The sequence below is a fragment of the Mesorhizobium sp. genome, assembly GCF_005063415.1.
In the GTDB taxonomy this organism is placed as follows: Bacteria; Pseudomonadota; Alphaproteobacteria; order Rhizobiales; family Rhizobiaceae; genus Mesorhizobium.
This window is the reverse complement of sequence record NZ_SUEG01000103.1, coordinates 1-12,571: the sequence shown is the minus strand read 5'-3', so window position 1 is coordinate 12,571 and position 12,571 is coordinate 1. Positions and strand designations below refer to the sequence as shown.

7 protein-coding genes and 4 pseudogenes are annotated in these 12,571 nt (G+C 58.6%); 7 read left to right on the top strand and 4 right to left on the bottom strand.

The genetic code is table 11. The features are described from left to right. Nucleotides 1–1,199 precede the first annotated feature (1,199 nt). Complete coding sequence (locus E5W70_RS22855) at nucleotides 1,200–3,701, top strand: FAD-dependent oxidoreductase (RefSeq protein ID WP_292662725.1); 2,502 nt, start codon at nucleotides 1,200–1,202, stop codon at nucleotides 3,699–3,701. Between the two features lie 330 nt (nucleotides 3,702–4,031). On the opposite strand, the pseudogene E5W70_RS22850 reads toward E5W70_RS22855, so the two are convergent. Continuing rightward, nucleotides 4,032–4,433 (bottom strand): annotated as a pseudogene (locus E5W70_RS22850) (IS3 family transposase); the annotation flags it as partial. 68 nt (nucleotides 4,434–4,501) lie between these two features. On the opposite strand from E5W70_RS22850, the pseudogene E5W70_RS22845 reads away from it, so the two are divergent. Further along, a pseudogene (locus E5W70_RS22845) lies at nucleotides 4,502–5,541 on the top strand (IS110 family transposase). Between the two features lie 246 nt (nucleotides 5,542–5,787). On the opposite strand, the pseudogene E5W70_RS22840 reads toward E5W70_RS22845, so the two are convergent. Both E5W70_RS22840 and E5W70_RS22835 read right to left on the bottom strand, forming a co-directional pair. Further along, nucleotides 5,788–6,031, bottom strand: a pseudogene (locus E5W70_RS22840) (transposase); the annotation flags it as partial. A 185-nt stretch (nucleotides 6,032–6,216) separates the two neighbouring features. Next, nucleotides 6,217–6,678 (bottom strand): Lrp/AsnC family transcriptional regulator, encoded by a 462-nt coding sequence (locus E5W70_RS22835; RefSeq protein WP_292662723.1) that lies wholly within the window; start codon nucleotides 6,676–6,678, stop codon nucleotides 6,217–6,219. 284 nt (nucleotides 6,679–6,962) lie between these two features. On the opposite strand from E5W70_RS22835, the gene E5W70_RS22830 reads away from it, so the two are divergent. From E5W70_RS22830 to E5W70_RS22820, 3 genes are all read left to right on the top strand, one after another. Further along, entirely contained in the window at nucleotides 6,963–8,153 is a 1,191-nt protein-coding gene (locus E5W70_RS22830; RefSeq protein ID WP_292662720.1) for an aminotransferase class V-fold PLP-dependent enzyme, read from the top strand. Nucleotides 8,154–8,185: 32 nt separating this feature from the next. Beyond that, the gene (locus E5W70_RS22825; RefSeq protein ID WP_292662717.1) at nucleotides 8,186–9,331 is read left to right on the top strand and encodes a M20 family metallopeptidase; all 1,146 of its coding nucleotides are present in this window, start codon (nucleotides 8,186–8,188) and stop codon (nucleotides 9,329–9,331) included. A gap of 329 nt (nucleotides 9,332–9,660) precedes the next feature. Further along, nucleotides 9,661–9,807 (top strand): hypothetical protein, encoded by a 147-nt coding sequence (locus E5W70_RS22820; protein ID WP_292662731.1) that lies wholly within the window; start codon nucleotides 9,661–9,663, stop codon nucleotides 9,805–9,807. Here E5W70_RS22820 and E5W70_RS22815 read toward each other — a convergent pair. Next, nucleotides 9,750–10,474 (bottom strand): annotated as a pseudogene (locus E5W70_RS22815) (IS66 family transposase zinc-finger binding domain-containing protein); the annotation flags it as partial. The gene E5W70_RS22820 and the pseudogene E5W70_RS22815 overlap by 58 nt on opposite strands. A 147-nt stretch (nucleotides 10,475–10,621) precedes the next feature. On the opposite strand from E5W70_RS22815, the gene E5W70_RS22810 reads away from it, so the two are divergent. Next, a complete protein-coding gene (locus E5W70_RS22810; RefSeq protein ID WP_292662714.1) occupies nucleotides 10,622–11,044 on the top strand; it encodes a hypothetical protein in 423 nt (140 codons plus the stop codon). Continuing rightward, the gene (locus tag E5W70_RS22805; RefSeq protein WP_292662711.1) at nucleotides 11,028–12,179 is read left to right on the top strand and encodes a DDE-type integrase/transposase/recombinase; all 1,152 of its coding nucleotides are present in this window, start codon (nucleotides 11,028–11,030) and stop codon (nucleotides 12,177–12,179) included. Before E5W70_RS22810 ends, E5W70_RS22805 begins: the two co-directional genes overlap by 17 nt. The last annotated feature ends 392 nt before the right edge of the window (nucleotides 12,180–12,571 follow it).

The following is a 12,571-nucleotide window of genomic DNA, read 5'->3' as shown; positions in this document are numbered from 1 at the left end:
GGCTAAACACGGGGGCTGCGCGGCGGACACGCCGACGTCACCGCTGAATGCCACGCCATTTTTCCAGAACTTGACGCACACAACTGCCGCTTCCTAGTGCTGCTGGATAGGCCGCCTCTCGCGTTCATCACCTCTCAAACGATCCTCGCCCTTTTGCGGCCTAGGTGACCACAGAAACCAGTGTTGTGTGGGCGCCGCTTTGGCATCCTCAAGTTGGCGTCAGCTGCCTGCGGGCGCAAACGCACAAATGCGATGTGCAAGGGAGATTCGATTCCAGGGATCTGGTGTGCGAGATTGTTATCGTAGCAGCGCGGGCAAAAACCGGACCGTCGCCCCTCTGCAGCTTCACAGGGATTTGTTTTCAATGCTGCCGTCGATCTACCCATGCAACTCACGGATAAGTCTGTTCACGGCTTCGCTCTGGTCGATGTGAGGGCCATGCCCTGCATTGTCAAGGAGGTGGAAATCTGAATTCCTGATCAGCTTGTGCCAGCTTCAGCCCGTGATCAGCGTTACGGGCAGGAAATCCTCCCCTACAGCGATCGCGGGGATCCTGATGGAAAGCAAGGCAGCTGGCGCAGTACAGAGCCGGACCTAAACACCATTCTGAGATCTTTATTATCGACAACGGCACGTCTCGACGCTGGAGGTTAGGCACGTCTTCGACATCTAGAACGTGTACACTTTGGCGCCCTGCAGCAGCCGCGCCGGTAGTTGTTGATTACAATGATCGAGACCGGATCGACACTTCTGGCGGGACTATGAAAGAATTGGCCTCAATCACGCTGGCTTCTCAAGTCGCTTCACACGTCGCTGGTACGCAGTGGCTGGGAGTCGGTCCAGTGTATGCCTCCGGTCCGGAAGGGCGCTGCACACTTGATCGCCGCCGTTCAGCCTGCCGACACGGCTGGCGGGCGCGCGAATCTCTATAAATCCGCCAACTTCGCAGCATTCCTGCTTTTGTGCCCCCAGATCGACAGGATTCACTCCCTTGTCCAGGTATTCTTCGCGGAAAGAAGAGAGCCCTTTCGCTACGTGCACTGCGGAGGCGCTCGCCACTCAAAAGCGAAACTTGCGGGAGGGCTTCAATACTATCATCGATTGCAAAGCAGCTGGCCGGCTCGTTGCGCCAGCCCACCCGGCTGCCCAGCAGACGGGTTCCCGCAGCAGCTACAGAAACTCGTTCATCAGAGACATCAATGCAAACGGACCTACCTTCCCATACCGAGTATGTTATCATTGGCGGCGGCATTATCGGGCTCTCGATTGCGTACCACCTGACGCGTCTGGGCCACCGTGAGGTCCTGCTGCTCGAGCGGGATCAGCTGACTTGCGGCACCACTTGGCACGCAGCCGGGCTGGTCACCCAACTCCGGTCAAACGAGAATATGGCGCGGCTTGCTCAGTATTCCGCAGAGCTGTTCCAGGATCTTGAGCAGCTGACCGGGCAGCCTAGCGGCTTCAGGCAAAGCGGCTCGATTACGGTCGCGTCGACGGCTGCCCGTATGGAGGAGCTCAAACGCGGTGCTTCTATGGGGAGATCGTTCGGCCTGGAGGTCGAGATGATCGATGCAGCCGAAGCCCAAAGACGCGTGCCGCTGCTTGACGTCAGCGATGTTCTAGGTGCGGCCTGGATTGCTTCCGACGGGATGACGAACTCGATCGATACAGCCCGCTCGTTCGCCGCAGGTGCGCGACAGGGTGGCGCAAAGATCCTGGAGCGGTCCCCGGTGACAAGGATTTTGGTCGAGAAGGGCAGGTTCGCCGGCGTCGAAACCCCCCAAGGCTTGGTCCTCGCCGAGAAAGCGGTCATTTGCACCGGCATGTGGAGCCGCAATCTGGCCGCAGAGCTCAACTGGTCAATCCCGCTGCATGCCGCTGAGCACTTCTATGTTGTTACGGAGGCGATTCCTGGTCTGCCCTCAGATCTACCAACGGTCCGTGACATGGACGCGATGGTCTATGCCAAGCCCGACGCTGGGAAGCTGCTGGTTGGGTTCTTTGAGACGCAGGCCAAGCCTTGGGGAGTGCAGGGCATTCCGCGAGATTTCAGCTTCGATCCCCTGCCAGAAGACTTCGACCACATCGAGCCTTACCTTGCCGCTGCAATCCGGCGCATGCCGGCGCTGGCGAAAGTAGGGCTGCAGCTTAATTTCAATGGTCCGGAAAGCTTCACCCCAGACAATCGCTTTTTGCTCGGACCGGCCCCGGACATCGTCGGTCTTTTCGTCGCAACCGGTTTCAACTCGTGTGGCATCGAGTCCTCCGGCGGCGCGGGTAAGGTAATGTCGGAGTGGATGTCCAATGGCGTTCCCCCCTATGACTGTTGGGAAATGGACGTGCGTAGGGCCATGCCGTTCCAACGCAACCGCAGGTACCTGTACGACCGCACGAAAGAGGCCGTGGGCAATCTCTGGAATCTTCACTGGCCGCACAAGTCTCCGAAAACCGCACGCAACGTGCGTGTCTCGCCGTTGCATGACCGGCTGGCCAACAGGGGAGCAAATTTCGGTGAATCCGCAGGGTGGGAGCGGGTACAATGGTTCGGGCCGGATGCCTCACCACCGGCGTCTCACGCCACATTCCATCGCGACGACTGGTTCAGGCAGAGCGGGGCGGAACACGACGCGACGCGCTCAGCGGTAGCGCTTTTCGACCAAACCTCTTTCGCCCACTTACTTGTCCAAGGCAGCGATGCCCTTTCGCTTTTACAACGGCTGTCGACCAACGACGTTGACGTGCCAGTCGGCCGCATCGTTTACACGCCTTGGCTAAACGAGCGCGGAGGTATGGAGTCAGACGTGACGATCGCGCGGACAGGCGATGAGGAGTTTCTCGTTGTGACCGCTGGCGTGCAGCGAACCAGGGATCTAGCCTGGCTGCGGACGCATGGGAAGGGTGTGGGCCACGTGGCGATTACGGACGTTTCATCTGCCTACACAACGTTGTCCGTCATGGGGCCGAAATCAAGAGAGTTGCTCACGCGCGTGAGTCCCGCCGATTTTTCCAACACAGGCTTCCCGTTCGCAACCGCCCGGGAAATCGAAATTGGCTACGGCCTGGCGCTTGCATTCCGCATGACTTTCGTTGGTGAACTCGGGTGGGAGTTGCATATCTCGACCGAGCAGACCCTAGGCATTTACGACGCGCTTGTCGCCGCCGGCCACGACCTTGGGCTCAGACACGCCGGTTACGTGGCGTTGAATACGCTGCGGCTTGAAGCAGGCTACCGCGACTGGGGTTCCGATGTCGGCGACGACGACTCACCTCTTGAAGCAGGTCTTGGTTTCACCATCGCCTGGAAGAAATTGGAAGACTTCATCGGTCGCACGGCGATAGAGGCGCAGCGCCTCCAAATTCCAACTCGCCGCTTGGTCCAGCTTGCCGTGTCAGGCACGGCGCCGTTGTTGTTTGGGACGGAGCCGGTCTGGCGCAACGGAACCCTGGTGGGATATCTCCGATCTGCGGGCTTCGGCCATACCGTCGGCTGCGGGATCGGTATGGGGTATCTGAACTGCGAAGAAGGTGTAAGCTCCCAATGGCTCTCGGACGGCAATTTCGAGATTGAAATCGCAACTGAAAGATACCCGGCGGTCGCTTCGCTGAAGGGCTTCTATGACGCGGGTCGAACACGTGTGAAAGGCGATTGGCAAAACGCGGAGGATCTGGTCTCGCCAGAGCTGCGCCTAGCTTTTGCATGATGCCGATGATGAACGGCGCTGGGCCGGACGCACCCCAGCCGACCTACGCCGCTGGACGGCCACGTTGTAGCCCCGGTGGTTTGCCGTCGACAAGCCAGAGTATTTGCTTCGACGACGTAGATGTCGGTTTCCAAGCGGCCCTGAAGCTAAAGCCTGCGGCGAGCGGACAGTGTTACGAGAAACGGGCGTAGTAGCTTGTCCCATGGCTGCCGTCGCCGGCACAGGATTGCTGTTTGGCAACCATCAGACAGCTTCCAGATGGGCGCTGAGTCCGTGACCTGCTCGGCAAAACCGGCAATCTCCTGGCGTTTGCAGGCGATCAACATCGACCCGCCGCCCGCAGGCGAACTGGTCATGGACGAAGTCCAGCGACCAGCGCGCGTTCGGCTTCGCCTCAACCAGGATCGGCGCCCGCGTGCCGACCACTCGTCGCTGTGCCCGGCGCTTGCGCACCGTCAGGCCCTCCTCGCGGTAGAGCCGTTAGATGCGATTTGCCCCCTGATGGCTCGCCCTCTCGCTGGAGCAGAATGAACAGGCGTCGATGGCCGAAGCGGCGGCGCTCGTTGGCGAGGTCGCGCAACCTTGTCCGCAGCTCCGTCTCCGGCGGACGCCGGGACCGATAGCGGACCATCTTGCGATCGGCACCGACGAAGGAACAGACCCGACACTCCGACACGCCCCTGAGGCCTGCAGATGCGCGACGGCTTCGCGCTTGACGGCGGGCCCTACCATTAATGGGATGGTCCGCCCCGTCCTCCCGCAGCATCATCTGGGCAGTCACAACAAAGGAGGTTGTTGCAGTGTCCCCACGCAATACGCCGCGCCCTGCGGCCGTCTATGGTGTCGATATCGGCAAGAACTTCTTCCACGTCGTCGGCTTGGACAGCGACGGCAAGCCCGTCCAGCGAGTTCGCTTCCGACGTGATACGTTGATGAAGTTCTTCGAGCGGGCAGCGCTGGCAATCGTCGGAATGGAATCGTGCGCTGGATCGCAATGAATCGCCAGGAGACTTCAGGCACTGGGGCACAAGGTTCGCCTGATCCCGGCGCAGTTCGTGAAGCCCTACGTGAAGTCGAACAAGAGCGACATCATCGATGCCGAGGCCATTGCTGAAGCCGCCACGCGACCAACAATGCGATTCGCCGCGATCAAGAGAGAGAAGCAAGCCGACCTCCAAGCCGTGCATCGGGTGCGCGACCAGATGATCGGCACGCGAACCCGTCTGATCAACCAGATGCGAGCATTCTGCCTGGAATACGGCATCGCATTGAGACAGGGCGCCGGGCTGTTCAATCTCGACTTGCCACTGGTTCTCGATGACCTTTCGAATGACCTCTCGCCGGCAATGCGCAAACTGCTCGTGGACCTGTTCGCCGATCTGCGCCAGTTGGAGCAGCGCATCACCGACGAGGGAGATCGCAGCGATCGCAGACCGAGAAGATGTTGCCCGCCGGCTCATGACGATCCCCGGAATCGGAGCATTGGGAGCCACCGCGCTACTGGCGGCCGTCGGCACCGGATGCCAGTTCCAGAAGGCTCGCGACCTGGCCGCATAGCTGGGGCTGGTCCCTCGAGACTACTCGACCGGAGGCAAGCAGAAGTTACTCGGTATCAGCAAGCGCGGGAACCGCTACGTTCGCAAGCTGCTGCGCGCGATCATGCTTCCGTCACCTGGATCGAACCCGGGATCGCCTGGGAAGCTGGCTTGATGGGTTACAGAGCCGGATGCACCCGAACAAAGCTGTTGTCGCACTCGCCGCCAAGATGGCGCGCATTGTCTGGGTTGTCCTGACCAAGCCGGGAGCGCTCTACGAACGCAGGGATCCTGCATTCGCCTGACGCTCCGGCTCGATTGCAAGGCTCGGGAATAGTGATGACGAAACAGTGGATCAGCATGCCGTAAGCCCTGTGCAAAAAAGCGGGCTTCGTGCCCGAACCATTTATTGGGAACGGCGTGCGCGGATCTCATCATGGCCTGGCTGCAACAGCAGTCCACTCGCGAGAGGCCGGATACATTTATGCAACTGGAACCGTCATCGGCGATGTCGCGAACCCTTGCACGGACGGGGCGGACCATACATTATTTGAAAGAAGCTCGCGCAGTGCCGACGCTTCGAGCATCTGGTCGGCGAGCAGCTTCTTCAGCTTCGCGTTCTCGTCTTCCAAGGCTTTCAGCCGTTTCGCATCGGAGACGTCCATCCCGCCATACTTCGCCTCCAGTTATGCAGCGTCGCCTTCGGAGATCCGCTGCTTGCGCGCCAGTCGCCCGGCCTCATGCTCACGCAGAACTTCGATGATCTGCTCTTTCCGTAAACCGCCTTCTCTTCATCAGTCCGTCCTTCAATCAAGGCCCGGAATCTAATCTCAGATGGAGGAAAATACCGTGGCAGGTAAGTCGACTGACGGAGCATTTATTCACGCTTAGGTATAAAGCGGGCGCCGTCCAAGATTTACCTGAGCCGGATTGCGCGCAGCAAAATCCAGCGGAACACTCGATGCGAGCAAATACTGCAGCTATTCCTCAATGGGCAGAGCTAATGACGCCTTGATGCGATCCATTACGACCATCGTCTTAACTGCTTTGATATCAGACTCGTGAAAAAATCGACGGGTAAATGCCTCATACTCGGCCATGTCCCGCACTGAGATCATGAGGAGGAAATCGGCTTCACCCGTTACATAATACGCACTCATGATCTCAGGCGTGCGCCGGACCGCTTGCTTGAACCGATCAATGATATCTACCCGCTCGCGCTCCAGACTGATAGACGCCAGCATGAGCATGGGCCGACCCACGGCTTGTGGGGAGACTATGGCAACGTCAGCCTCAATCACACCATCATCGCGCAGTCGCTTAAGTCGCCGCTGACAAGCGGTCGCAGAAAGGCCCGCAAGTTCGCCCAATTCGGCTGTCGTAAGGCGATTGTCGCGCTGCACGGCATTGAGAAGCTTCCGATCAACTCGATCCAGGTCCATTTCACGATCACTGCAAAAAAGAACATTTTGGCGCAGAAAAACTGCTTGCGTACCGTAATATTAGCCTGACTTCCACAATGATCAAGCCATAAAATGATCCGATCAGCGAAAGGCATTTGCCTCTCGGTGGTGAAACTCTTGTCCTTGTAAATTCGGCTGGATGGTATGGTCGCCTGCAAGGTAGCTCGACCGCTCCTTAAAATGGCAATTTCGACAGTGTAGAAATTGGGCGTCATGAGTAGGTTTGCATTCATCAACCCACGAACACGGATCAGATAACGAGCATGACAAGCCATTTTCTGCCCTTGGACCTCCTTCGACAGGAGTTTCCGGCTACTGAAAACGCCATTTACATGGATGTTGCAAATCAGGGGCTTATATCCAGAACGACCCGAACGTCTATGGATCAGCACCTCGACAATAGACTGAATGGCCTGAATGACGAAGAAAGAATGATGCAACTTGTCGAGCGGACGCGCTCCAGGTTCGCCAAATTCATCGCGGCCGAAAAAGATGAAATCGCGATCACGAAGAACGCCTCGGAAGGCATCAATATAATCGGAAACGCGATTGATTGGAGGCCCGGAGACAATCTTGTCCTGTGCCGGCAATTGGAGCACGCAAACAACATCTTGCCTTGGCTGCAAATCAGGGACAAGCATCGAATTGAACTTCGCGTTGTAGAGGCTGATAGCGGCGCAATTCCGTGCGATGCTCTCACCAAAGCCATCGACTCTCGCACTCGTATCGTCACACTATCGACGGTCACAATGGTGCCAGGCTTCAAGACGGTGATGGAGCCGATTGCTGAAGCTTGTAAGCGGGTTGGCACTTTTCTTTTGGCCGACGCGTCGCAGTCCGTCGGTATATTGGATACTGATATCACTCGGCTTGGTGTCGACGGTTTGGTGGCATCCTCTTACAAGGGGTTAATGGGGCTCTATGGGTTGGGATTTTTGTATTGCCGCCGAGAATGGGCCGATCGCCTGAGTCCTGCCTACCTCGCGCGCTTCAGTGTCGATCTCGGGGACGCACCAGAATCGGCTCCCATATTCGATTCGGTAAAATTGCGTGCCGGGGCGCCTCGTTTTGAAATTGGCCATTACAATTTCCCCGGCGTAATAGCGGCCTACGCATCAATCGAACAGCTGATGGAATTCGGCACGTTAGCGATTGAACAAAGCGTCACATCGGTTGCAAGACGGCTGGCATCGGGCTTGTTAGACCTCGGGCTACCCGTTTGCGGCGGGGCACCAGGGAATCATACCGGAAGTATCGTTGCTCTCGGACATCCAGCAGCGCTTGCTGGTTCGCGCGAATCCGACAGCCGCATTCATTTGCTGCACGGGCATTTGTTGAAGAACCAGGTGATTGTCTCGGTCCGCCGGGGGATGCTGCGCTTTTCACTTCATCTATACAACACTGCGGACGAGGCTGACCAAGTCGTCGCTCTGGCAAAGAACTGGCTGGCATAGTCGCAAGCTGCATTCTCAAGGAGGGGGTATTTATGTCGTCCATAAGCACACAAACGGTCGAGCTTCTCAAGCAACTCATCAAAATTGAGAGCATAAACCCGTCAGCGTCAGCACAGGGGAGTGGAGAGCAAAAGATCGCCGAGTTTCTCGAGGCTTTTTGCCGGGGGAGAAACCTACCGTATGAGTATCAGGAAGTTACGGATGGCCGTTCGAACTTCTTTACTTGGGTGCCAGGGCAGGATTCTTCTAAGCGCGTCTTGTTCATATCGCATATGGACACGGTACCTGTCGAAAATTGGGTGGCAGATCCTTTTTCTCCAGAACAAAGAGAAGGGCGGATATATGGGCGAGGAAGCTGTGATGATAAGGGTCCGTTGGCCGCAATGTTGATGGCTCTCGCCACACTCGGAGAACGTAAGCCCCGAGCCACGATTGTCCTGGCTGCAAGTGTTGACGAGGAGTATCGGAAGAAGGGGGCGCGAGCAATTGCTCAATCAGGTGTTTCATACGACGCGGCGGTTGTTGGTGAGCCGACTGATTTGGAGCTTGTGGTCGCACATAAGGGCTCGGTCCGCTGGCAGGTTGAGGTTGAGGGTGTGCCCGCTCACAGTTCCAAGCCTCATCTGGGAGTGAACGCGATTACAGGAATGGCAAAGGTCATTCTGGCGCTCGACAAGATCAATGAGACTTTGTCGCAACGGGTGCATCCGTTGGTTGGCCCCCCGACGCTCACAATTACCCTCATTGAAGGAGGGGTAGAATTGGCGACCGTACCGCCAACGTGTCGTGTCTGGATCGATAGACGACTCACGCCGGGAGAGCGACCGGCGGATGCCCTTCAGGAAGTTGAGAACATACTGGAAAAGCTGCGCCAAGGTCCGGATAAGATTAACGTGCGTTCGTTGCTACCTGCTTTGGAGGATCCAGCTCCTCCGAGCGCGGGGGGCACGCAAATTGCCGCAGTGGCCGCTAAGGCATGTGCAGAAGTCGCAGGAACGGGCAAGCCCTTTGGGGTTCCTTATGGCACGGATGCAAGCCAGCTTTCGTTGGCAAACATTCCCTGCGTTATTCTCGGCCCTGGAAGTATCGATCAAGCCCATACCACCAATGAGTTCGTCGAAATCGATCAGCTCAGCAAAGCGGTCGAAATCTACCAAAAAATTATGCTTAGTTACTAGGGAACATCTGATGCGGCATACAAGATAGCCGCGAGGCTTGGCGATGACGTCGTGTTCGCGGGACTACGGTACGCCTCCGGCGAGTCCGGCGCAGGCCGCCTTGCTGGAGGGTGGCACGGTAGCGAGTCTGCGCTCTTAAGCTCGTCCTTGCAAGTGTAGTTTGTGGCACAGCATGGGCGTTGTTGACCGGGCCTGACGGCGTATTGTTGGAGTGAAGAGGATCAATGCCGGATGTACGCATCCGGTGAAGACCGCAGACGTGCGTATCTGGTGGCCATGAGAACCTGAGCACCGGAGTGCTGGGGTCAAGCTTTCGATGGGGAGACGCGATGATATTCTTCGAGGAGGAGTTTGACCTCCTCGAAGCCTTCATCGGTGAAGGCCAAGATCCCGTCGTCATCATTGGCGCCGCGGCGCCGGCGCCGACCTGGTCGGCGAGCGTCGACAGGCTGAGCGGCACGCCTCCGCGGGCATAGCGTTCGGCCTGGCGGTTGAGCGGCTGATGCTGGCCGAACTTCTCGAACAGGATCATCGCCAGCAGGCCGGGACCGGACAGCCGCGCGGGGTGGCGTGGAAGGGCGCCGGAGCCTGGCTGATCGTCTCGCAGTCGCGGCAGGTGAACTTCTCCCGCACGTGCCGGATCACCTTCCATTGCCGCGGCACCACCTCCAGCGTCTCGGTGATATCCTCACCCAGCTTGCGCAGCCGATGACCGCCCGCAGCAATGGCAAGCGGTCGGCGCCGGCTCGATCACGCGTTCGCGCGGCAGATGCTCTGGAAATGGCTGGCGCGCCGGTTTTTGCGCACATAAGGCGCCACCTCGGTGGTCCGGGCCGCGGCCAGTTCGGCGGCGATCTCGTCTTGCGTCGCGGTGCTCTCGAGTTCCTCGAAGGTGAGCTCCATCTGATCGTGCAGGCGGGCTGAGCGTTCAGAACTCTGACCATGCAGCGCCCGCTGCAGCTTGCGGATCGTCAGTGCGATCAGCGCCGCAGCATCCGATGCCTTGGCCCTGGCGACCGCCAGTTCGGACTCGACCAGCGCAGCGCGCGCAGCCTCGTCTTCGGCTCTGGCCAGCGCTGCGGTCAGCGCTGCTCTCAGCGCGCCGATATCGTCCGGAACAGCATCCTGGGCGGTGGCAACCATGCCCTGGAGTGAATCATAAAACGCGTTGTCGCATTGCCTCACGGAGATTGTTACCGAGCGGCTTCGTTGCCTCACCTAAAATGTTACCCGTGAAGTCTCGTTCCGGCATGATGCCCTCGCCATGAAGGAGGGATCACGAAGACGAAGATGACGCATGCCATGCGCATGGAACTCGCCAATGCAGTCCGGGATCGCTATGCGGCCGCAGCGAACAAGGACAAACGCCGGATCTTGGAGGAGTTCATCGCGGCGACGGGCTATCACGAAAAATCTGCAATCCGTGTCCTGAACAGTTCGTCAGAACCGAAGCGTCGGCAGACTGGTCAACGGCCTTCGATCTATGATGAGGCCGCTCGAGGGGTCTTGATCGTCCTGTGGGAAGCGTCTGATCGAGTTTGCGGCAAGTGCCTAAAGGCATTGCTACCCATTCTCCTGCCTGCGTTGGAACGGAATGGACATTTGAAGCTCGAGGAGGAGATACGCCGCAAAATCCTGTCGATGAGCGCCGCCACGATCGACCGCTTGCTCCAGATGCCGAGGCGCACGGGCCAAAATGCGCACCTTTGCTGACTGGAATGAGCCGCTTCCCGGCAGCATGGAAATGGACCTGGTGGCTCATTGCGGGGAGGTCAACCGCGGCAGCTACGTTCATAGCTTGGTTCTGACCGATATCGCCAGCGGATGGACGGAGGCCGCGCCCATCGTCGTTCGAGAAGGCACCCTCGTGGTTGAAACGCTCGAGCGTATCCGCGCGGGCTTACCCTTCGCTCTGAGGGCCCTGGACGTGGACAACGGTAGCGAGTTCGTCAACAACAAGCTGATCGAATATTGCCTTGGTCACGGCATCGAACTCACCCGCTCGCGGCCTTACCGCAAGAACGACCAAGCGTGGATAGAGCAGAAAAATGGGGCGGTTGTTCGGAAGCTCTTGGGCTATCGGCGCTTCGAAGGCTTGGCGGCGGCTAGGGCGATCACGCGTCTCTATGGAGCATCCAGGCTGTTCGTGAATTTCTTCCAGCCCTCGTTCAAGCTGGCTGCCAAGCATCGCGACGGCGCGAAGGTGGCCAAGCGCAATCATCCGCCACAGACGCCCTGCGAGCGTCTTCTACAAGCGGAGGGTGTCCCGATGGCCACCAAGAGCAAGTTGCGCGAGATCGCCGCCGACCTCGATCCGCTAAAGCTTCTGGAGGAAATGCGTGCTGTGCAGGCTTATCTGGCAGCATTAGCTGACGGCGAAATACCGCCCCCGACGACATCCGAGCCGCCTAACCTGGCGGCGTTCGTGGCAAGCTTATCAACCGCCTGGCACGCCGGCGAAATCCGTCCGACATTCTCCGCCGAAGCAAAACCGCTTTATCTGCGAAGCCTCCAAAAGGTCTCAACACAAGCTCCTACTGCGCGTCCGTCCGCCGCGCCCAAGCTGGCGATTCCACCCACGACCGCAGCACCGCCAGAAGACATCGGAGAAGCCAAAGCCGGTCTACGCCGAACCTGGCCAAGGTCGGATCCAGGCGCTCCGCATGGCTTGGCCGATCGCGTGTCGCCGATTGGAGGAATTCCCCAACATCAACGCCATGCAGCTCTTCGAAGAGTTGTGCATCCAGTTTCCAGGTCGATTTACCCGCAAACAGTACAAAACGTTCGCCCGACGGGTCGGTGTCTGGCGCCAGGCAGCTCGCGCGCGCGGCGTTGCCATCGGGCCTAAAACGTATCGCCTGCTCAGCGACAAACCGCGTGGCCGACGTCCCGATATCTTCAAGGACGATTGGGAGGAGATGGCACAGTGCCTTGAGGAACGCCCGGATCAGACCGCACTTGAACTGCTCGTCGAGTTCCAGGCCCGTTACCCGGGACGATACAGCTTGCGACAGATTTACACGCTGCAGAAGCGAGTAAGGGCATGGCGACAACTAGCAGTGCAGCGGCTCATCGGCGAGGCCAGTAGCCTAGCACCATATGCTGCTCTGAATCCCGCATGCCGGGCGAGCGGGTAACATTCTCGATGAGGCAAACGGTAACAAAATTACGTGAGGCAACACGACAACGCGTCCGCTGACTCGCGGAAAATGGCGCAAACTCAAAGAAAACTCAGCCCGC

Bases quoted from the DNA above. Each gene is read 5' to 3' on its own strand.
- E5W70_RS22830 (WP_292662720.1), top strand. From the start codon at position 6,963: ATGACAAGCCATTTTCTGCCCTTGGACCTCCTTCGACAGGAGTTTCCG.
- E5W70_RS22820 (WP_292662731.1), top strand. From the start codon at position 9,661: ATGATATTCTTCGAGGAGGAGTTTGACCTCCTCGAAGCCTTCATCGGT.
- E5W70_RS22825 (WP_292662717.1), top strand. From the start codon at position 8,186: ATGTCGTCCATAAGCACACAAACGGTCGAGCTTCTCAAGCAACTCATC.
- E5W70_RS22810 (WP_292662714.1), top strand. From the start codon at position 10,622: ATGACGCATGCCATGCGCATGGAACTCGCCAATGCAGTCCGGGATCGC.
- E5W70_RS22805 (WP_292662711.1), top strand. From the start codon at position 11,028: ATGCGCACCTTTGCTGACTGGAATGAGCCGCTTCCCGGCAGCATGGAA.
- E5W70_RS22835 (WP_292662723.1), bottom strand. From the start codon at position 6,678: ATGGACCTGGATCGAGTTGATCGGAAGCTTCTCAATGCCGTGCAGCGC.
- E5W70_RS22855 (WP_292662725.1), top strand. From the start codon at position 1,200: ATGCAAACGGACCTACCTTCCCATACCGAGTATGTTATCATTGGCGGC.